The sequence below is a fragment of the Sulfitobacter sp. 1A13353 genome (assembly GCF_043557255.1).
GTDB lineage: Bacteria > Pseudomonadota > Alphaproteobacteria > Rhodobacterales > Rhodobacteraceae > Sulfitobacter > Sulfitobacter faviae.
On the sequence record NZ_JBIFFS010000003.1, the window covers coordinates 158615 to 179029 of the forward strand.

Below are 20415 nucleotides of genomic sequence, written 5' to 3' on the forward strand. Positions count from 1 at the left end.
GATCTGGACCCTTCTTGCCCCCTGCGCTAGATAGGCGGCATGGCAAAGCAAAACGCCCCGGAAAAGAACGCGAAAACACCCTCTGCGCGGGAGGCGCGGCTGAAGGCTGCGCTCAAGGCAAATATGGCGCGGCGCAAGGCGCAGGCGCGCGCGCGGGCCGAGGATGTGGCGCAGGATACAGGCAATGGCCCCGAGGGGCCGGAAAAGGACAGCTGAACGATGGATTCCATTCTGGTCAGGGGCGGCGGTGCGCTCAACGGGCAAATTCCCATCGCGGGTGCTAAAAACGCCTGTCTGGCGCTGATGCCCGCCACATTGCTGAGCGAAGAGCCGCTGACGCTGACCAATGCGCCGCGTCTGAGCGATATTCGCACGATGACGCAGCTTTTGCAGTCTCTCGGCGCCGAAGTGGCCGCGATGCAGGACGGTAAGGTCATCACCATGGCAAGCCATGGGGAGATCAATACACGGGCCGAATATGACATCGTGCGCAAGATGCGCGCGTCGAATCTGGTCTTGGGGCCGCTTTTGGCGCGGGAAGGTCATGCCGAAGTTTCGCTCCCCGGCGGCTGCGCGATTGGTGCGCGCCCGATGGACATTCACACCGACGGTCTGGCCAAGATGGGCGCGGAGATCGACCTTCGCGACGGCTACCTTTACGCCAAGGCCGCGGGCGGTAAACTGAAGGGGGCGGTGATCGACTTCCCCTTTGCCTCTGTCGGGGCGACCGAGAATATCCTCATGGCAGCGACCCTTGCCAAGGGCACCACCGTCATCAACAACGCCGCGCGGGAGCCTGAGATCGTCGATCTGGCGGATTGTCTGCGGGCCATGGGCGCGCAGATCGAAGGCGATGGCACGTCCAGCATCACCATTCAGGGAGTCGACAGCCTGCATGGCGCCACCCATAAGGTCGTGACCGACCGGATCGAGCTTGGCACATATATGCTGGCCCCCGCCTTCTGCGGCGGTGAGGTTGAGCTTCTGGGCGGGCGAATCGATCTGCTGGAGGCGTTTTGCGAAAAGCTCGACGCGGCGGGCATCGACGTGAGTGAGACTGATGCGGGCCTCAAGGTCGCACGGCGCAACGGGCGGATTTCGGCAGTGGATGTCACCACCGAGCCGTTCCCCGGCTTCCCGACCGATCTTCAGGCGCAGATGATGGCGCTGCTCTGCACGGCTGAAGGCACATCGGTTCTGGAAGAGAAGATTTTCGAGAATCGCTTCATGCACGCGCCGGAGCTGATCCGCATGGGAGCGCGGATTGATGTGCAGGGTGGTACGGCCAAGGTCACCGGGGTCGAAAAGCTCAAAGGGGCGCCGGTTATGGCGACCGATCTGCGGGCGTCGATTTCGCTCATCCTCGCCGGGTTGGCCGCCACTGGAGAGACCACGGTCAGCCGGGTCTACCACCTTGATCGCGGCTATGAGCATGTGGTCTCCAAACTGCGCGGCGTTGGGGCGGATATCGAAAGGATCAGCGACAAATGACCGAAGATGCACGTTTCGAAGATGGCCGCGAAGCGCCGCTGAACCTTGGAGCATTGGATGCCGAGGATCTGACGGTGATCGCCTCGCTGACCCAAGACGCGGTCTTTCCCGCCTCCGAAATGCGCTGGCACCGCGCGGGCGCGCGCTTTGCGCTGCTGCTGAACCGTTTGCGGCATGAGGATACGGGGGCGGCGCGTCACGCGCCCGAGCGGGTGCAATCGGTGCTGATGTTCAACAACGTACAACGTGTCGCCAGCCAAGGTGTGCCGCAGGGCGATGCCGATACGATCCTGTCGCTGCTCGACATCGCGTTTGAAGAGGGCGACGCGCCCTCGGGCCATGTGACGCTGACATTGGCCGGAGACGGCGCGATCCGGCTAGAGGTCGAAGCGCTTGAGGTGACGCTCAAGGACGTGACCCGCCCCTATGTCGCCCCGTCCAAGAAACGGCCCGTTCACCCTGAGTGACGCCGCCGCATGGCGGGCAAGGATCGCAAGATGCCTGAACTGAAACAGAATAGATTTACCCGGGGCCGGATCACCGCGCTGCTGACCGAAGTGTCCGGTTGGGCGCTGATCCTCTTGGGCTGCGTCTTGGGCGCGGTGCAACTCATCGCGTCGCTCTCGGTCGCGACCTTGGTGGTGCCGCTCGCGCTGGTCTCTGGCGGTCTCTCCGCCATTTTGGTGGCGCAGGTGGCGCGTGCGATTTTCGACAATGCCCAAGACACCCGCGCCATGCGACTGGCGCAGCGCTCCGCCCCCGCTGCCACCTCTAAAACCGCGGGCCTGCGGGCCGAGCCCAGCCTGCGCCGCCCGCAGGCGTCTTAACTTTTTCGGGCCAGCCCTGCGCGGCGGCCCCTCTACGAAAGCTTGAACCCATGCCCGTCACGCTCGATGCCTCCGCCGCCGATTTCGAAGCGGCCTTTGACAAACTGCTGAACGCCAAGCGCGAGGACAGCCCCGATGTCGATGCCGTGGTGGCCGAGATCATCGCCGATGTGCGCGCCCGTGGCGATGCCGCCGTGATCGACCTGTCGCAGAAATTCGACCGCGTGACCCTGACCGCCGAAACCCTGCGCATCCGCGCGGAAGAGGTCGACGCCGCCGTGGCCGAAGTCTCTCCCGAAGACCGCAAGGCGCTGGAACTCGCCGCCGACCGCATCCGCGCCTATCACGCCCGGCAATTGCCCGAGGATGCGGAATGGACCGACCCCGATGGCGCCACGCTGGGCTGGCGCTGGACGCCGGTTTCCGCCGCGGGCCTCTATGTGCCCGGCGGATTGGCGAGCTACCCGTCCTCGGTGTTGATGAACGCGGTCCCGGCCAAAGTGGCGGGAGTGGCCCGTCTGGCCATGGTCGTACCGACGCCCGATGGCGTGCTGAACCCGCTTGTACTGCTGGCCGCCCGCATCGCCGGGGTGGATGAGATTTACCGCATCGGCGGCGCGCAGGCCGTGGCGGCGCTGGCCTATGGCACCGAAACGATCCCCCCGGTGGACAAGATCACCGGCCCCGGCAACGCTTTCGTCGCCGCCGCCAAACGCCGCGTTTTCGGCAAGGTCGGCATCGACATGATCGCGGGGCCATCCGAGATCCTTGTCATCGCTGATGGAGAGAACGATCCAGATTTCATCGCCCTTGATCTGCTCAGCCAAGCCGAACATGACGAGAGCGCGCAGAGCATTCTGATCACCACCGACCCTGCCTTTGCCCGCGCGGTGGAAGAGGCGGTTGAGAAACGTCTGCTCACCCTCGAACGCCGCGCCATCGCGGGCGCAAGCTGGCGCGACAATGGGGCGATCATCACCGTGCCGGACCTCGACGCCGCCGCCGCCCTCAGCAACCGCATCGCGCCGGAGCACCTTGAGCTTTGCGTGGCGGACCCGAAGGCGCTGTCGGACAAGATCACCCACGCCGGGGCGATCTTCCTTGGCCAATGGACGCCCGAGGCGATCGGCGATTACGTCGGCGGGCCGAACCACGTGCTGCCCACGGCGCGCTCGGCGCGTTTCTCCTCTGGCCTGTCTGTGCTGGATTTCATGAAGCGGACGACCCTGGCGCAGATGTCGCCCGAGGCGCTCAAGGCCATCGGCCCCGCGGCAGAGCGGCTGGCCCAGTCCGAAAGTCTTGAGGCGCATGGCCTGTCGGTCACCGCGCGTCTGCGCAAACTCAACGACTAGGGCAGGGGCAGCGCTGCCCCCGCCTGCGCGCTCTCGGTGTTGCCGATGCTTCTGACGTATCGTCAAATGCGCTGGCGGGGCGCAATCGCGGGCGCGCGTGTTCTCGCGCATTGCCCCCTCCCCACCGCTGCGCTATCCACGAAAGGGTATCGCCAGCAAAAAGGATGCGCCGATGACCCGCATCACCCATATCGCGCTTGATGACGCGAACATGCCGCCGCCCACGCCCGAGATCGATCAGGAGCGCAAGGTGGCCATGTTCGACCTGCTGGAAGAGAACAGTTTCATCCTGCCCGAACGCGAAAAGGGGCCGGTGCCCGAAGGGCCTTACCATCTGTCGCTCTCGATCCGCGACAAACGGCTGGTCTTTGACGTGCAGACCGAAGCGGCTGAAAAGGCAGCGGAATTTCACCTCTCCCTCGGCCCCTTCCGGCAGGTGGTGAAGGATTACTTCCAAATCTGCGAAAGCTATTTCGAAGCGGTCAAGAAGCTGCCCCCCAGCCAGATCGAGACGATCGACATGGCCCGGCGCGGCATCCACAACGAAGGCTCCCGCGTGCTGCAAGAGCGGCTCTCGGGCAAGGCTGAGATCGACACCGACACCGCCCGGCGGCTATTTACCCTGATTTGCGTTCTGCATTTCGGCGGATAAATGACGCAGCCGCTGCCTCAATCCGTTCTCTTCTGCTGCGATCACAACGCCGTCCGCTCCCCCATGGCCGAGGGGTTGATGAAGAAGTTCTACGGCACCGGCACCTATGTCCAATCCGTCGGCGTCAAGAACGATACGGAGATTGACGGCTTCTCCATCGCCGTCTGCAGAGAGTTGGATGTGGAACTCGACCGCCACCGCAGCCGCAGTTTCGACGAGATGGAGGAATGGGGCGACGATCTGGGGTCATTTGACCTTGTGATCGCGCTTAGCCCTGCCAGCCAGCGCCGGGCGCTGGAACTGACGCGGTTCTATCATCTCGACGTGGAATATTGGCCGATCCTTGACCCCACGGGGCTGGGCGAGGGGCGCGAGGCCAAGCTCACGCAGTTTCGCGCCGCCCGCGATCAAATCGTCGGACGGCTGATTAACCGTTTTGGCCAACCGCTCAGCCAAGACTGAGCAATCAGGTGTTGGAACAGGCCGCCGCGGCGCTTTGGCCAAAGGCTTTCCATGTGCTCCAGAAAGCATTGTCGCTTTTGTTGTCGGATTGGCGCATTTCCTGCAAACGGTGCGGGTCGCGGAAAATCTTGGCGCCTTGGCGCTGGTCCGAGCGCGACAGCGTCTGATCCGCCACCGCCTGCACACAGCCGCAGCGTGCATGACTGGAGCCGCGGCGCCCATCGGCCAGACAGGCCTTTTGGATCGGCCCCGTGGCGAAAAGAACCGGTGTGGGGGAGAAACGTCCGACGGCGGCATCGCTGGAATAACGTGTGCCGCCACAACCCGCCAAGATGGCGAGCGCCATCAAACTTGCAACTGTCCGCATTGATTTGCCCTATTGTTCTGGACCATGGGGTTTTCCCCTTGTCGGCCCGGTCTGCTCTGCCCGTCACTATGCCGCAAAACGGGGCTTCGCGCAATTCTCCTTTGGGGGGCTGCGCCCTTCGACCCGCGATAAAGCGCCGTGACGTGCGGGCAGGGGGCATGGGCGCGTTCATGGCCAATTGACGCAGGCGCGGCTCTGCGCCATATCCCCTTGCATGACACCGCTTGAAAACATCCGCAACTTCTCCATCGTGGCGCATATCGACCACGGCAAATCCACGCTGGCCGACCGGTTGATCCAACTCACCGGCACGGTCGCCGAACGCGACATGCAAAGCCAGCTTCTGGACAACATGGATATCGAGCGGGAGCGGGGCATCACCATCAAGGCGAACACCGTCCGCATCGAATACCCGGCCAAGGACGGCAAGACCTATGTGTTGAATCTGATCGACACGCCCGGACACGTCGATTTTGCCTATGAGGTCGCGCGCTCCATGCAGGCGGTCGAGGGCTCGCTGCTTGTCGTGGACGCCACGCAGGGTGTCGAGGCGCAGACGCTGGCCAATGTCTATACCGCCATCGACGCGGATCATGAGATCGTGCCGGTGCTGAACAAGGTCGACCTGCCCGCCTCCGACCCCGACCGCGTGCGCGAGCAGATCGAGGATGTGATCGGCATCGACGCCTCCGAGGCCTGCCTGATCTCGGCCAAAACCGGCGTCGGCATCCCGGACGTTCTGGAAGCCATCGTCAACAAGCTGCCCGCGCCCACGGGCGGCGACCCCGACGCGCCGCTCAAGGCGATGCTGGTAGACAGTAAATACGACCAATACCTTGGCGTCATTTGTATCGTGCGCATCGTGGAGGGCACCCTGAAGAAGGGCGACCGCATCCGCATGATGAAAACCGGCGGCACTTATGATGTGGACGACGTGGGGGTCTACCGGCCCAAGATGGTCGGCGTCGACAGTCTCGGCCCCGGCGAGATCGGCTATCTCAACGCCTCGATCAAACAGGTCCGCGACACCCGCGTCGGCGACACGATCACCCATGAGAAACGCAAATGCGAAACCGCGCTGCCGGGCTTCAAACCCTCGGTGCCGGTGGTCTTCTGCGGCCTCTTCCCGGTTGACGCTAATGATTTCGAGGACATGCGCGAGGCGATCGAGAAACTCGCCCTGAACGACGCCTCCTTCACCTATGAGATGGAGACTTCCGCCGCGCTTGGCTTCGGCTTCCGCTGCGGCTTCCTTGGCCTTTTGCACCTTGAGGTGATCCGCGACCGGCTTGAGCGCGAGTATGACATCGACCTCATCACCACCGCGCCTTCGGTGATCTACCACGTCCACATGAAGGACGGGGAGATGCAGGAGCTGCACAACCCCGCCGACATGCCCGACATGACGCTGGTCGATCACATGGAGGAGCCGCGGATCAAGGCCACGATCCTCGTGCCCGACGACTACCTCGGCGACGTGCTGAAGCTCTGCCAAGACCGCCGCGGCATTCAGGAAGACCTGACCTATGCCGGCTCCCGCGCCATGGTGGTCTATGACCTGCCGCTCAATGAGGTGGTGTTTGATTTCTACGACCGGCTGAAGTCGGTCACCAAGGGCTACGCCAGCTTCGACTACCAGATGATCGGCTACCGGCAGGACAATCTGGTCAAGATGCAGATCCTCGTGAACGACGAGCCGGTGGATGCGCTCTCAACCATGGTGCACCGCGACCGCGCCGAGATGCGCGGCCGGGCGATGGTTGAAAAGCTGAAAGACCTGATCCCGCGCCACATGTTTAAGATCCCGATCCAGGCGGCCATCGGCGGCAAGGTGATCGCGCGCGAGACGCTCTCGGCGATGCGCAAGGACGTGACGGCGAAGTGTTATGGCGGCGACGCCACGCGGAAGAAGAAGCTGCTGGAGAAGCAGAAGGCCGGTAAGAAGAAGATGCGCCAGTTCGGGAAAGTGGATATCCCGCAGGAAGCGTTTATTTCGGCGCTGAAGATGGACAGCTGAGGCTGTCCATTTTTCGGTGCGCGGCCCCCAAAACCACCCGTAGGGTGCGTGCTCCGCACGCACCTTTCAAACCATGTCACCGCCCGCAAAGAACACCGTCAACGCCCGCGCCGCCTCGCATACAAAGGTGCGTGGGGACCACGCACCCTACGGGGCCGCATTTCGGTGGATGGACGACAGAGGCCAATCTTCCGGGTTTTCGACGTACCCGTGCTTGACGGGATTGTTCCAACAATAGCCGACATGCGCGTCGAAGTCGCGTCGATCCCGAATGTGGTGCTCCCAGAAGCGGCGCTGCCAAAGGCCGCGTTCGCCGCGCCTGTCATGGCTCGACCGCGTTGCGCCTTTTGGCAAGACCCTTGAAAACCGCGCCTTGATCAATCGCCAGCGCAGCGAGTAATCGCAGTCGCCGGGAGGCAGGGTCCAAACGCAATGTAGATGATCCGGCAGCACCACGAAGGCGTCGATCCGGAACGGCCGTTCTGCCTTGGTTTGGCGTATCGCAGTGCGCAGAAAATCTACATGCCGGACCAGAATGTCCGACAGGCGGTCGGCTAAGTTGACGGTGGAGAAGATGGTCGCACCGGCGATGCGGGGACGGCGATAGGAGGACATCCGTGGAGGTTGCTGCGAGGTGGTAAAGGAATGGTAAACCTCGTGCCAAACCCCTGGGGATTTGGCTGCGCCTGAACCTTCCCAACCAGTGTACACCGCCCCCGCCATATGCGACCTTCTGCACCAAACACTACAGGACCCCCACCCATGACCACCCCCTGCATCCTCTGCGTCGCCATCACCGGCTCCGTCCCCACCAAGGCCGCCAACCCCGCCGTGCCGATCTCGATCGCCGAGCAGGTCGAGTCGACTCATGCGGCCTTCGAGGCCGGGGCCTCCATCTGCCACGCCCATGTGCGCAACGATGATGAAACTCCGTCCTCCGATCCCGAAAAATTCGCGCGACTGATGGAAGGCGTGCAAAAACATTGCCCCGGCATGATCATCCAGTTCTCCACCGGCGGGCGTTCGGGCGCGGGGCGGGAGCGGGGCGGGATGCTCTCGCTCAGGCCCGACATGGCCTCGCTCTCGGTCGGGTCCAACAACTTCCCGACGCGGGTTTACGAGAACCCGCCGGAATTGGTCGATTGGCTGGCCTCGGAGATGAAAGCCCATGAGATCAAGCCCGAGATCGAAGCCTTCGATCTCAGCCACATCCACAAGGCCGCCGAGATGAACCGTGACGGGCGCATCCCCGGCCAGCTCTATGTGCAATTCGTCATGGGCGTGAAAAACGCCATGCCGGTGGACCGTGAGACCTTTGATTTCTACATCCAGACGCTGAACCGCCTTGCGCCCAATGCGCAGTGGTGTGCCGCCGGGATCGGGCCGAACCAGATCGTGCTGAACGAATGGGCCATTGCGGCGGGTGGGCACACGCGGGCCGGGCTGGAGGACAACGTGCGGCTGGACCGCGAGACGCTGGCGCCCTCCAACGCGGCGCTGATCCAGCGCGCGGCGGATCTCTGCGCGAAATATGAGCGCCCCGTCGCCACGGCTGCACAAGCGCGTGAGATTCTCGGCCTGCGCCCCTCATAGGCTTGCCGCGAAACGGGTGCCGCGTTGAAATGCGGGGCGGGGCCGCTATGTCCCGTTCCAGCAACCAACAGGAGCCTGAAATGTCCCAGACCCGCCGCCATTTCCTTGCCACCTCCGCCGCTGCCGCTGGCGTCGTGACCCTGCTGCCCTTCGCCGCCCGCGCCGCCACGCAGAGCGGTGATACCTTCGACACCGACGCAGGGCCGATCACCGTGCACCCCGTCGATCACGCCTCCATCGTGTTGGAGACGCCAAAGGGCGTGATCTATGTCGATCCGGTAGGCGAGCCCGCGCAATACAGCGATTTCCCGGCGGCGGACCTAATCCTCATCACCCATGAGCACGGCGATCACTACAACACCGATACGCTTGCCGCGCTGGCGGGCGATGACGTGCAGATCATCACCAACCCCGCCGTTTTCGACATGCTGCCCGAAGCGCTTGCCGCCAAGGCCAACAAGATCGCCAATGGCGAGAATACCGAGTTCAACGGCCTGCCGATCAACGCGATCCCGGCCTATAACACCACCGAAGAGCGCAAGAAGTTCCACCCAGAGGGGCGCGACAACGGCTATATCCTCGGCTTCGACGGCTTCCGCGTCTATATCTCGGGCGATACCGAAGACACGCCCGAGATGCGCGGGCTGACCGATATCTCGCTGGCTTTCGTCTGCATGAACCTGCCCTTCACCATGGATTCCAACGCCGCCGCCTCGGCGGTGGCCGAGTTCAAGCCCGCTTACGTTTACCCCTATCACTTCCGGGGCAAAGACGGCGGCACCCAAGACCCGCAAGAGTTCGCCAAACGCGTCGGCACCGATGTCGAGGTCAAATTCGGCGACTGGTATTAAAATTCGGCGGCCACGTCCTAAGCGGGCGTGGCCGCCTTCTATACGGGCCGTTCGATCCGAACAGCCGATTCCGGGGTCTGGTGGGGCTGTTCCACGCCTGCACCAACCTTCGGGAAATTTTCCCTTAACAAATTCAATAGCCTAACCGATCCTCCTGCCGATGGCCGAAGTTTCGCTTGATCGCCTTCGGTCCGCGGACTAGCGTGACCTGCGACAAATGCGAAACAACGGTTCGCATTGCGAAACAAGTCTCTGGGAGGAGCCGACATGACAATTTTCAAACACCTGAGCTGCGCCGCAGCTCTGGCGCTGGCTGGTGGCGCGGTAAGCGCTGAGACCGTGTTGATTCATGGGGAAGCCGGGCCGAACCGCGGTGCGCGCGCGCAGGCATTGCAGTGGTTCGCCGATCAGGTCGCCGAACGGTCCGACGGCGATATGCGCCTCGACATCCAGTGGGGCGGGGCGCTGTTCAAAGCCAATGCCGCCGTGCAATCGCTGGCCGATGGCGTGGCCGACACCGGCTCGGTCATCGCGGTTTACTACCCGCAAGAGATGGCGGGCTACGGCATCGCCGACCTGCCGGTGAACAACCCCGACGCTTGGGTCGGCATGCGCGCCACCGATGAGCTGATGCGCAGCAACGAAGCCATTCAAGAAGACCTCGCCGACAAGAACCTCGTCTACATCGGCACTTGGACCACCTCTCAGGTGAACATCGGCTGCAAGGGCGGCGCGATCAAATCCGTCGACGATATCTCGGGCAAGAAGGTCCGCGGCGTCGGCGCCTATGGCAAGGTCTTCGGCGAGCAGGGCGCGAATATGGTCAACATGTCGATCTACGACGCCTACCAAGGGCTCGACACCGGTCTGATCGACTGTTCGCAGGGCTACAGCTATGCCGTCGCGGCGCTGAAGCAGGCCGAGGTGATGGACAGCTATACGATCCTCGATTGGGGTCAGGTCGGCGGCCTTGGCATCTTTATGAACAAGGACATGCACGACAGCCTGACGGAAGAGCAGCAGGAAACGCTGGCCGAGGTTGGCGCGGACATGGCCGATGAATTCGGTCGTCTGATCACCACCGCCAACGAAAAGGCCATCGCCTCCATGAAAGAGCAGGGCGTCGAAGTCATCACCCTGCCCGAAGAAGACCGCGCGAAACTGGTCAAGGCCGGTGAGAAGTTCCTTGACGAATGGGTGCAAACGGCAAGCTCCGCCGGTCTGCCCGGTGAGGAACTGCTCGAAGAGTATAAGGCGCTCATCGCCAAATACACCGAAGAGCGTGACGCCAACGGCTACCCATGGGACGCCGCTGGTAACTGATCGCTGACACTGGGGAGGGGCAGCATATGTTGGTAAATCTGGAGAAAATCCTGTTGGGACTGGGGGCCTTGGCGGTGATCGCCTTGGGGGTGTTGATCACCTCCAACGTGATCGCCCGCGCGCTCTTTGCCAGTCAGGTGCCCGATAGCGTGACCATGGTGCGAGAGCTCATGGTCGCCGCCATCCTGCTGCCCCTCGCCGCCGCCACCGCGGCCCGTGCGCATGTCTCGGTCGCCTTCGTGACCGACCGTTTTCCCGAACGCGCGCGTTCGGTGCTGATCGTGGCAGGCTCTGCCATCGGGATGCTGGCGCTGGCGCCGCTGATCTATTCCGGCGGGCGCGAATTCCTCTCCGTGGTGGAGAAGGGGAGCTTTTTCTATGGCGACCTGAACCTGCCCAAGTGGCCGGGGCGGTTGTTGTTCCTGATCGGGATGATCGCCACTTTCTTGCGGCTGGCCGAGCTGACATGGCGCGACGGGCGCACGGTGCTTGCAGGCGGCGTCGTCTCGGATGAGCAACATCATGCGGCTGACCTTATGGTTGAAGAGGACCTGCGCTAATGGATGCTTCGACCATCGGAATGATCGCCTTTGCCGCGGTACTGATCATGTTGGCCCTGCGGGTGCCGATCGCCTTTACGCTGGCCTCGGTCGCGACCGTCGCCACCTTCTTTATCTTCGCCTTCCGCACCGGGACTTTCATGCCCGAGCGCGCGATCAAGGCGACCACCTCGATGGTGTTCTCGAACTCCTTCGACCTTATCCATTCCTACGATCTGTCAATGATCCCGCTCTTCGTGGCGCTTGGACATATCGCTTACCGCGCGGATATCACGACGAAAATCTACCACGCCGCCAAGGTCTGGCTGACCAAGCTGCCGGGTGGGGTCGCCATGGCCTCTGTCATGGGCTGCGGCGGGTTTTCCGCGATCACCGGCTCGTCCATCGCCTGCGCCTCGACCATGGGCAAGATCTGCACGCCCGAGATGCTGCGCATGGGCTATGACCCGCGCCTCGCCACCGCCTCGGTCGCGGCGGGGGGCACGCTGGGCTCGCTCATTCCGCCTTCGGTGCTCTTCATCATCTACGGCATCTTCACCGAGACCTCGATCTCCTCGCTCTTCCTCGCCGGTGTTCTGCCGGGGCTGCTGACGCTGATGGGCTTCGTGCTGGTCATCGCCGTTTGGGTCTGGCGCGATCCATCGGTCGCCCCCTCGACCGACCAGCGCTACAGCGCGGGGGAGCGTTGGACCGCAGCGCTCGAAAGCTGGCCCGCGCTGCTGCTCTTCGTGCTCATCATCGGCGGCATCTACGGCGGCATCTTCACCGCGACCGAGGCCGCAGCTGTCTGCGTCGTCTCGGCCACGCTGATCGGTTTTGCGCAGAAGAAGCTCGACTGGGCGGGCCTCTGGGCTGCGGTGAAAGAGACCTGCGTGCAGACCTCCGCCATCTTCCTCATCGCCGCCTCGGCCAAGATCTTCGTGGCCTTCGTCGCGCTGACTGGCGTCGCTGGCACCATCGTGGGCTTCGTCTCTGACGCGCAGATGTCGCTGGTGGTCCTGATGCTCTGCATCGCGCTGATCTACCTGCTTTTGGGCATGTTCCTTGATCCCATCGGCATCATGGTGCTGACTCTGCCGCTGATGATCCCGCTGGTAGAAAGCTATGACCTGAACCTCATCTGGTTCGGCGTCGTGGTCATCAAGCTGTTGGAGATCGGCCTGATCACCCCGCCGGTGGGTCTGAACGTCTTCGTCATCGCCAACGTGGTGGGGCGTGAAGCGCCGATCGACAAAATCTTTGCCGGGATCACGCGCTTTCTCAGCGTCGACGTGATCGTGCTGATCCTGATCATGTCCTTCCCGATGATCTCGCTCCTGATCCCGATGGCGGCGCGATGAACCAGGCGGCTTCCGATACCGTCACGGACCGCAAGTTCGCCAATACGCTAGCGCGGGGGCTTGGCATTCTGCGGGCCTTTCGCGCCAGCGACAGCGGGCTGAGCCACGCCCAGATTGCCGAGCGGACGGGGCTGCCGAAACCCACGGTGTCGCGGCTGACCTATACGCTTTGCGAGTTGGGGTATCTGGCCCATGGCGGGCGCAACGACAAGTTTCGACTTGGGCCTGCGGCGATTGCGCTCGGCTCCGTCGCCTCTGTCGCGGTGAGCTTCGTGGATATGGCGTCGGATGCGATGCAGGAACTGGCGGATGAGACCCGCACGCTGGCGTTGATCGCCGTGCGCGATGGCGACCGGATGATGCTGGTACGCACTTGGCGGCCGCGCACGGCCTCGACGATCTGGCTGGAGCCGGGGCACCGCATTCCGGTCTATGGCTCCTCCTCGGGTCTGGCCACGCTGGCCAGCCTTGACGAAGACCGTTTCGAAGCGTTGGAACCCGACGACCGGCTGCGCGATTTCCGCCGTGAGGGCTATGAGCAACTGCTGGCGCAGGGCTTCGTGCTGGCCCCGCCCGACACCCGCTATGCCCGCAATGTAAACGCGGTCAGCGTGCCCTATTACGCCGGTGAGTTCGGAGAGCCGGTGTCCTTTAGCTGCGGTGCGCTGCCGGCGGACTTGCCCGACGACCGCATTCTGTCACAAGTGGGGCCAGCCCTGCGTGACGTGGTCAGCGGCATCGAACAACGCACCGGACGGGCACCCGCCCTGTCACGGCGCGGATAAAGAACAAGGAGACATCATCATGACCGACAAGATCGCCTATTCCCGCCATGACGACATCGTCGTGCTGCGCATCCAGAACCCGCCCGTCAACGCGCTGAGCCAAGCCGTACGCCAAGGGCTGGCCGATGGCATGGACCGCGCCGAGGCCGAGGACGGCGTGCGCGCCGTGATGATCGTGGGCGAGGGCCGCGCCTTCATCGCGGGGGCCGATATCACCGAGTTCGGCAAGCCGCCGATGGAGCCGCATCTGCCCAACCTGTGCAACCGGATCGAAGCCTCGCCGCTGCTGGTCGTCGCCTCCATGCATGGCGTGAGCCTTGGTGGCGGTCTCGAGGTCGCGCTCTCGGCGCATTACCGCATTGCCCAGCCTTCGGCGCGTGTCGGTTTGCCCGAAGTACACCTTGGCCTGATCCCCGGCGCAGGCGGCACCCAACGTCTGCCGCGCCTCATCGGCGTGGAACCCGCCCTCGATGCGATCACCACGGGCCGCCACATCAAGGCACCGCAGGCGCTGGAAATGGGCATCGTCGACCGCGTGGAAGAGGGCGATCCGCAGGAAGTGGGGCTCGCCTATGTCCGTGAATTGCTCGACAGCGGGGCCGAGCGCCGTCCGATCTGCGACATGCCCGCGCCTGCACCCATCGACTGGGATGCAGCCTATGAGGCGACGCTGAAAAAGGGGCGTGGCCAGATTTCCCCCGCTGAGGCGGTGCGTGCCGTGCAGGCGGGCGTCGAGAAACCCTTCGAGGAGGGCATGAAGGCCGAGCGCCGCATCTTCTCGGAACTGATGAACACCGACCAGCGCCAGGGCATGATCCACGCGTTCTTCTCCGAGCGGGCGGTCAGCAACCTGCCGGAACTCAGGGGCGTCGAGCCGCGGGAGTTGAAAGCCATCGGTGTGATTGGCGGCGGTACCATGGGTGCAGGCATCGCCACGGCGGCGCTGCTTTCGGGTTTCTCGGTCGTGCTGATCGAGATGAAGGACGAGGCCGCCAAGGCCGCGCATGACCGTATCTCCGGCAACCTGCAGGGCGCGTTGAAGCGCGGCAAGATCGATCAGGCGAAGTTCGATCACCTGACCGGCGAGGCGCTCACGGTCTCCACCGAGTATGACAGCCTCAAGGACGTCGATCTGGTGGTCGAAGCGGTCTTCGAAGACATGGACGTCAAAAAGCAGGTCTTCGGCAAGCTCGACGCGGTCTGCAAACCGGGCTGCGTGCTGGCCTCCAACACCTCCTATCTGGACGTGAACGAGATCGCCGCCAGCACCAAGCGCCCCGAGGACGTGATCGGGCTGCACTTCTTCTCGCCCGCGCATGTGATGAAACTGCTCGAGGTCGTCGTCGCCGACAAGACCGCGAAAGATGTGGTCGCCACGGGCTTTGCGCTCGGCAAGGCACTGGGCAAGGTCTCTGTCCGCGCAGGTGTCTGCGACGGCTTCATCGGCAACCGCATCCTCGCCACCTACCGCACGGCGGCGGACCACATGGTACTCGACGGGGCAAGCCCCTACAAGATCGACGCAGCGCTTGAGAAATTCGGCTTCGCCATGGGCCCCTTCGCCGTGGCCGACCTCGCCGGTCTCGACATCGGCTGGGCTACGCGCAAGCGCAAGGCCGCGACGCGCCACCCCGAGGAGCGGGTACCGACCTATATCGACCGCCTGTGTGAACAGGGCCACTTCGGCCAGAAGACCGGGCAGGGCTATTACATCTACGAAAAGGGCAAACGCGGCGGCACGCCGAACCCTGAAATCACCCGTCTGATCGAAGAAGAGCAGAAGGAGCGCGGCATCACCCCGCGCGACTTCACCGACGCCGAGATCGTGCGCCGCTACATGTGCGCCATGGTCAACGAGGCTGCCAAGGTGCTGGAAGAGGGCATCGCTCAACGCCCGCTCGACATCGATATGACGCTGCTCTTCGGCTACGGTTTCCCGCGCTACTGGGGCGGCCCGATGAAATGGGCCGACATCCAAGGCCTGCCCAATGTGCTGGCCGCAATCGAAGGTTTCGCCGAGCAGGACCCGTGGTTCTGGAAGCCCGCGCCCCTGCTGGCCGAATTGGTCAAGACCAACCGCACTTTTGATGATCTGAACAAGGAAGCTGCCAAATGAAACAGGCCGTTATTGTCTCCGCCGCCCGCACCGGGTTGGCCAAATCCTTCCGCGGGTCATTCAACATGACCCATGGGGCCACCATGGGCGGCCATGTCGTCGCCGAAGCCGTGAAACGCGCGGGCGTCGACCCGTCGGCCATTGAGGACGTGATGATCGGCTGCGGCTACCCCGAAGGCGCCACGGGCTCGAACATCGCGCGCCAGATCGCCCTGCGTGCGGGCCTGCCGGTGACCGCTTCGGGCGTCACCGTGAACCGCTTCTGCTCCTCGGGTCTGCAAACCGTGGCCATGGCCGCCAACGCGATCTGCATGGAAGGCGCGGGCCCGATGGTCGCGGGCGGGGTCGAGAGCATCTCGATGGTCCAGCCCGATGCCAAATCCGTAAAGGAAGCCTGGCTGAAGGAGCACAAGCCCGAGGTCTACATGGCGATGATCGACACTGCCGACATCGTGGCCAAACGCTATAACATCTCCCGCGAGGATCAGGACGCCTACGGTCTGCGCAGCCAGCAACTCATTGCCAAGGCGCAGGAGGCCGGTCTCTTCGACGATGAGATCGTGCCGATGCAGACCACCATGGGCGTGCAGGACAAGGAAACCAAGGAGATCTCCACCCGCGAGGTCACCGTGGACCGCGACGAATGCAACCGCCCCACCACCACGATGGAGGGGCTTGCGGGCCTCACCCCGGTGCGCGGCGAGGGGGCCTTCATCACCGCCGGCAACGCCAGCCAACTGTCGGATGGCGCCGCCGCATTGGTGCTGATGGACAGCAAAGAGGCGGAGCAGCAGGGGCTAGAGGCCATGGGCGCCTTCCGCGGCTTCGCCGTCGCGGGCTGCGAGCCCGACGAGATGGGCATCGGCCCGGTCTTTGCCGTGCCGCGCCTCTTGGAACGCCACGGCCTCAGCGTCGACGACATCGACATCTGGGAGTTGAACGAGGCTTTCGCGAGCCAAGCGCTTTACTGCCGCGACCGTCTGGGCATCGACCCGGACAAGTGCAACGTGAACGGCGGCTCCATCGCTATCGGTCACCCCTTCGGCATGACCGGGGCGCGGATGACCGGCCACATCCTGCGCGAAGGCCACCGCCGCGGCGCGAAACTGGGCGTCGTGACGATGTGCATCGGCGGCGGCATGGGGGCGGCTGGCCTCTTCGAAATTTACTAAAGGGGGCCGACATGGACCTGAGCTATACAGACGAAGAACGCGCCTTCCGCGAGGAGGTGCGTCAATTCCTCGCCGAGAAACTGCCCAAGGAACTCTCCGAAAAGGTGCGCCGTGGGCAGGAGCTGACCAAGGACGACCACGAACGCTGGCACGCGATCCTGAACGAGCAGGGCTGGCTTGCCACCAACTGGCCGAAAGAGTTCGGCGGGGCCGCGTGGAACGCCGTGCAGCGCCATATCTTCGAGGAAGAGGCCGCCGCGCACCACGCGCCGCGCATCGTGCCTTTTGGCCTGTCGATGCTGGCCCCGGTGCTGCAGAAATTCGGCTCGAAAGAGCAGCAGGACTACTGGCTGCCGCGGATTCTTTCGGGTGAGGACTGGTGGTGTCAGGGCTATTCCGAGCCGGGCGCCGGGTCCGACCTCGCCTCGCTGAAGACCACCGCGGTGAAGGACGGTGACCACTACATCGTCAACGGTCAGAAGACATGGACCACGCTGGGCCAGCACGCCAACATGATCTTCTGCCTCGTGCGGACGAACAAGGAGGTGAAGCAGCAAGAGGGCATCTCCTTCCTGCTGATCGACATGGAAACCCCCGGCATCACCGTGCGCCCGATCATCCTGCTGGATGGCGGCGCCGAGGTGAACGAGGTCTTCTTCGACAACGTGAAAGTGCCCGCCGAAAACCTCGTGGGCGAGGAGAACAAGGGCTGGACCTACGCCAAGTACCTTCTTACCCATGAGCGCACCAACATTGCGGGCGTGGGCTTCTCCCAAGCCGGTCTTCAGGCCGTCAAACGCATCGCCCGCTCCGAGATGGCCGGGGGCCGTCCGCTGATCGAGAACCCGCATTTCGCCGCCCGCGTGGCACAGGCCGAGATCGACCTGATGGCGATGGCGACGACCAACCTGCGGATCATCTCGAAAGCCGCCGCAGGGCAGGCGCCGGGCGTGGAAAGCTCCATGCTGAAGGTCAAAGGCACGATCATCCGGCAGGAGATCAACGATCTGGCGCGTCGCGCCGCCGGGGTCTACGCTATGCCCTTTGCCTCCGAAGCGGTGGCAGGCAGCAACGACGCGCTGCCCGATCCCAATGACGCGGGCCCCGTGGCCGCGCAATATTTCAACAACCGCAAGCTGTCGATCTTCGGCGGCTCCAACGAGATCCAGCGTGGGATCATCGCCAAGACCATGCTGGGAGGTGGCAAATGAATTTCGACCTGACCGAAGAACGCCAGATGTTGCAGGACAGCCTGCGGCGGTTCCTGCGCGACAAATACGACACCGAAACACGCAACCGCATCCTTGAAAGCGAGACCGGCTATTCGACCGAGATCTGGGAAGGTCTGGCCGAACTGGGCGTGATCGGTGCGCTCTTCACAGAAGAGCAGGGCGGTTTCGGCGGTGCCGGTTTCGACCTCGCCGTGGTTTTCGAGGAGTTGGGCCGCGCTGGCGTGGTCGAGCCGCTTCTGGACAGCGCCGTGCTGGCCGGCGGGCTGATCGCCGATCTCGGCACCGAAGAACAGCAAGAGCATATTGAGCAGCTGATCGGCGGCGCGCTGCAACTCGCCTTCGCCCATGGCGAACCGGGCAGCCGCTATGACCTCGAGCGCGTCACCACTTCGGCCACGCAAAACGGCGACCAGATCGTGCTCAGCGGTCGCAAGGCCGTGGTGGCGAATGCCGAGGCCGCCGACATGCTCGTCGTCTCCGCCCGCGAAAGCGGGGAGGCAGGGGACCGCGACGGCATCTCGCTGTTCCTCGTGCCCGCCGATGCCAAGGGGCTGACCGTGACCGGCTACGCGCTCTTGGCCGGTGGCCGCGCCGCCGAGGTAACGCTGGATGACGTGACCCTGCCGGAAAGCGCCCGTCTGGGCGCGGCGGGCAAGGCATTTGAGGCGATCGAGACCCGCACCGCCAAGGCCACCGCTGCGCTTTGTGCCGAGACACTCGGCGCGATGGAGACCGCCTGCACCCTCACGCGCGAATACCTCGGCACCCGCAAGCAGTTCGGCCGCCCGATCGGCAGCTTTCAGGCGCTGGCGCACCGCATGGCGGACCTGCTCATCGACCTCGAACAGGCGCGCTCGGCGGTGATCAACGCGGCGGGCCATCTGGAAGACGACCGCGCCAGCCGCGAGCGTCACGTCTCGGCGGCGAAGAACCTGATGGGCCGCGTTGGCCGTCTGGTCTCGGAGGACACGATCCAGATGCATGGCGGCATCGCCATGACGCAGGAGTACGAACTGGCGCATATCGCCAAGCGCATCACCATGGCGGACCACCGCTTTGGTGACGTCGACCATCATCTGGAGCGGTTCATTGCACTATCCGCCGCATGATGCACCGACCAGCGGGGTTCAGCAGCTGATCGGGTTTACCCCCGACCTGTCGAACCCCGATGGCAGCACCCGCGTGACGCTCGACCTCGGCCCGCAGCACCTGAATGTTTCGGGCGTGCTGCACGGCGGGCTGCATACGCTGATGCTTGACGTTGCCGCCGGTTTCGCCTGCGCGCGGCACTGCGCGATGAGCGGGCCTTTCGTGCCGATGCTGACGCTCTCGCTGACCACCGACTACATCGGCGCGGTCCGCGAGGGGCAGATTGTCGCCACGGGGCGCGTCACCGGCGGGGGCTTCAAGATTCTCTACGCCGAGGCGCAGTTGCACGATGCCGAAGGCCGCCTGCTGTCGCGCGCCACCGGCGTATTCAAGAGGGCCAAGACATGACTGCACGCGTCGAGGACCGGGGCGACCGGTTGATCGTCTGGAACGGCAACGCCGAAAAACGCGGCGCGCTCACGCCCGCGCTTTACGACGCGATTGCCGAGGCGATGCGACTGGCCGAGGAGCCGCGCATCCGCGCGGTGATCCTGACCTCCGAGGGGCGGTTCTTCTGCGCCGGGGGCGACCTCAACGTGCTCATCGAACGCCGCAAGCTGACCGAGGAGGTCCGCCGCGAGCGGGTCGATGCGCTGCATGATCTGGTGCGGTCGATCCGCGCCTGCCCGGTGCCCGTCCTCGCCGCCGTCGAAGGCGGTGCCGCGGGCGCGGGCCTGTCGCTGGCACTGGCCTGCGACATGATCGTGGCCTGCGAGGACGCGCAGTTCACCGCCGCCTACGTCAAGGCCGGGCTTGTGCCCGATGCGGGGCTGACGGCGTCACTCGCACGGCTCCTGCCGCGCCCCTTGGCGATGGAGATGTGCCTGCTGGGCCGCCCGGTCATGGCCATGCGCTTTGCCGAACTGGGCGCGGTGAACCGCATCTGCCCCAACGGTCGCGCGCTCGACGAGGCGCTGATGCTGGCCGACACGCTGGCCGCGGGCCCGCGCGCGGCGCAGGGCACGATCCGGGCCTTGGTCGGGCAGGCCTATGAGACCGACGAGGCCGCGCAGCTCGACGCCGAGCGCAACGCCATGGCCCGCGCCGCGGGCGGCGACGAAGCCGCCGAGGGCATCGCGGCCTTTTTGGAGAAACGAAAGCCCCGGTTCTAGCCGGGCGGCGGCTG

The 20415-nt window shown here is 64.2% G+C and carries 22 protein-coding genes; 20 read left to right on the forward strand and 2 right to left on the reverse strand.

The window, feature by feature from the left end; genetic code table 11:
- The first annotated feature begins 39 nt into the window (after nt 1-39).
- The 7 genes from ACGYLO_RS08090 (at nt 40) to ACGYLO_RS08120 (ending at nt 4784) form a co-directional block, all read left to right on the forward strand.
- The gene (locus ACGYLO_RS08090) at nt 40-216 is read left to right on the forward strand and encodes a hypothetical protein (RefSeq protein WP_168612795.1); all 177 of its coding nucleotides are present in this window, start codon (nt 40-42) and stop codon (nt 214-216) included.
- Between the two features lie 3 nt (nt 217-219).
- Nucleotides 220-1491, forward strand: a complete 1272-nt coding sequence (gene murA / locus ACGYLO_RS08095) for a UDP-N-acetylglucosamine 1-carboxyvinyltransferase (RefSeq protein ID WP_067266613.1) — start codon at nt 220-222, stop codon at nt 1489-1491.
- The gene (locus ACGYLO_RS08100) at nt 1488-1958 is read left to right on the forward strand and encodes a DUF2948 family protein (RefSeq protein ID WP_067266611.1); all 471 of its coding nucleotides are present in this window, start codon (nt 1488-1490) and stop codon (nt 1956-1958) included. The genes murA and ACGYLO_RS08100 overlap by 4 nt, the downstream gene beginning before the upstream one ends.
- 30 nt (nt 1959-1988) lie before the next feature.
- Nucleotides 1989-2318 (forward strand): hypothetical protein, encoded by a 330-nt coding sequence (locus ACGYLO_RS08105; RefSeq protein ID WP_271689037.1) that lies wholly within the window; start codon nt 1989-1991, stop codon nt 2316-2318.
- A 50-nt stretch (nt 2319-2368) separates the two neighbouring features.
- Nucleotides 2369-3670, forward strand: coding sequence for a histidinol dehydrogenase (gene hisD / locus ACGYLO_RS08110; protein WP_271689038.1), 1302 nt, complete (start codon nt 2369-2371; stop codon nt 3668-3670).
- A 148-nt stretch (nt 3671-3818) separates the two neighbouring features.
- Nucleotides 3819-4322 (forward strand): UPF0262 family protein, encoded by a 504-nt coding sequence (locus ACGYLO_RS08115; RefSeq protein ID WP_269451601.1) that lies wholly within the window; start codon nt 3819-3821, stop codon nt 4320-4322.
- Complete coding sequence (locus ACGYLO_RS08120) at nt 4323-4784, forward strand: low molecular weight phosphatase family protein (RefSeq protein ID WP_271689039.1); 462 nt, start codon at nt 4323-4325, stop codon at nt 4782-4784.
- 4 nt (nt 4785-4788) lie between these two features.
- On the opposite strand, the gene ACGYLO_RS08125 is transcribed toward ACGYLO_RS08120, so the two are convergent.
- Entirely contained in the window at nt 4789-5151 is a 363-nt protein-coding gene (locus ACGYLO_RS08125) for a hypothetical protein (protein ID WP_271689040.1), read from the reverse strand.
- A 214-nt stretch (nt 5152-5365) separates the two neighbouring features.
- Here ACGYLO_RS08125 and lepA point away from each other — a divergent pair, with 214 nt between their 5' ends.
- The gene (lepA, locus tag ACGYLO_RS08130; protein WP_067266602.1) at nt 5366-7168 is read left to right on the forward strand and encodes a translation elongation factor 4; all 1803 of its coding nucleotides are present in this window, start codon (nt 5366-5368) and stop codon (nt 7166-7168) included.
- 147 nt (nt 7169-7315) lie between these two features.
- On the opposite strand, the gene ACGYLO_RS08135 is transcribed toward lepA, so the two are convergent.
- The gene (locus ACGYLO_RS08135; protein ID WP_271689041.1) at nt 7316-7783 is read right to left on the reverse strand and encodes a transposase; all 468 of its coding nucleotides are present in this window, start codon (nt 7781-7783) and stop codon (nt 7316-7318) included.
- A 147-nt stretch (nt 7784-7930) separates the two neighbouring features.
- On the opposite strand from ACGYLO_RS08135, the gene ACGYLO_RS08140 reads away from it, so the two are divergent.
- The 12 genes from ACGYLO_RS08140 (at nt 7931) to ACGYLO_RS08195 (ending at nt 20401) form a co-directional block, all read left to right on the forward strand.
- Nucleotides 7931-8761 (forward strand): 3-keto-5-aminohexanoate cleavage protein, encoded by an 831-nt coding sequence (locus ACGYLO_RS08140; protein WP_271689042.1) that lies wholly within the window; start codon nt 7931-7933, stop codon nt 8759-8761.
- An 80-nt stretch (nt 8762-8841) separates the two neighbouring features.
- A complete protein-coding gene (locus ACGYLO_RS08145) occupies nt 8842-9612 on the forward strand; it encodes an MBL fold metallo-hydrolase (RefSeq protein WP_271689043.1) in 771 nt (256 codons plus the stop codon).
- A gap of 267 nt (nt 9613-9879) precedes the next feature.
- Nucleotides 9880-10935 carry a C4-dicarboxylate TRAP transporter substrate-binding protein gene (locus ACGYLO_RS08150; protein ID WP_271689044.1) on the forward strand — a complete coding sequence of 352 codons (1056 nt, stop codon included), beginning with the start codon at nt 9880-9882 and terminating at the stop codon, nt 10933-10935.
- 26 nt (nt 10936-10961) lie between these two features.
- Nucleotides 10962-11495, forward strand: a complete 534-nt coding sequence (locus ACGYLO_RS08155; protein WP_067267049.1) for a TRAP transporter small permease — start codon at nt 10962-10964, stop codon at nt 11493-11495.
- The gene (locus tag ACGYLO_RS08160) at nt 11495-12835 is read left to right on the forward strand and encodes a TRAP transporter large permease (RefSeq protein WP_067267050.1); all 1341 of its coding nucleotides are present in this window, start codon (nt 11495-11497) and stop codon (nt 12833-12835) included. The genes ACGYLO_RS08155 and ACGYLO_RS08160 overlap by 1 nt, the downstream gene beginning before the upstream one ends.
- Complete coding sequence (locus ACGYLO_RS08165; RefSeq protein ID WP_271689045.1) at nt 12832-13620, forward strand: IclR family transcriptional regulator; 789 nt, start codon at nt 12832-12834, stop codon at nt 13618-13620. Before ACGYLO_RS08160 ends, ACGYLO_RS08165 begins: the two co-directional genes overlap by 4 nt.
- A 19-nt stretch (nt 13621-13639) precedes the next feature.
- Nucleotides 13640-15736, forward strand: a complete 2097-nt coding sequence (locus tag ACGYLO_RS08170; protein ID WP_271689046.1) for a 3-hydroxyacyl-CoA dehydrogenase NAD-binding domain-containing protein — start codon at nt 13640-13642, stop codon at nt 15734-15736.
- A complete protein-coding gene (locus ACGYLO_RS08175; RefSeq protein WP_271689047.1) occupies nt 15733-16908 on the forward strand; it encodes an acetyl-CoA C-acyltransferase in 1176 nt (391 codons plus the stop codon). The genes ACGYLO_RS08170 and ACGYLO_RS08175 overlap by 4 nt, the downstream gene beginning before the upstream one ends.
- Nucleotides 16909-16919: 11 nt before the next feature.
- Nucleotides 16920-18119, forward strand: a complete 1200-nt coding sequence (locus tag ACGYLO_RS08180; protein ID WP_271689048.1) for an acyl-CoA dehydrogenase family protein — start codon at nt 16920-16922, stop codon at nt 18117-18119.
- On the forward strand, nt 18116-19249 hold the full coding sequence (locus ACGYLO_RS08185) for an acyl-CoA dehydrogenase family protein (RefSeq protein WP_271689049.1): 1134 nt from the start codon (nt 18116-18118) through the stop codon (nt 19247-19249). Before ACGYLO_RS08180 ends, ACGYLO_RS08185 begins: the two co-directional genes overlap by 4 nt.
- Nucleotides 19230-19637 carry a PaaI family thioesterase gene (locus tag ACGYLO_RS08190; RefSeq protein ID WP_271689050.1) on the forward strand — a complete coding sequence of 136 codons (408 nt, stop codon included), beginning with the start codon at nt 19230-19232 and terminating at the stop codon, nt 19635-19637. The genes ACGYLO_RS08185 and ACGYLO_RS08190 overlap by 20 nt, the downstream gene beginning before the upstream one ends.
- On the forward strand, nt 19634-20401 hold the full coding sequence (locus ACGYLO_RS08195; RefSeq protein ID WP_271689051.1) for an oxepin-CoA hydrolase, alternative type: 768 nt from the start codon (nt 19634-19636) through the stop codon (nt 20399-20401). Before ACGYLO_RS08190 ends, ACGYLO_RS08195 begins: the two co-directional genes overlap by 4 nt.
- The last annotated feature ends 14 nt before the right edge of the window (nt 20402-20415 follow it).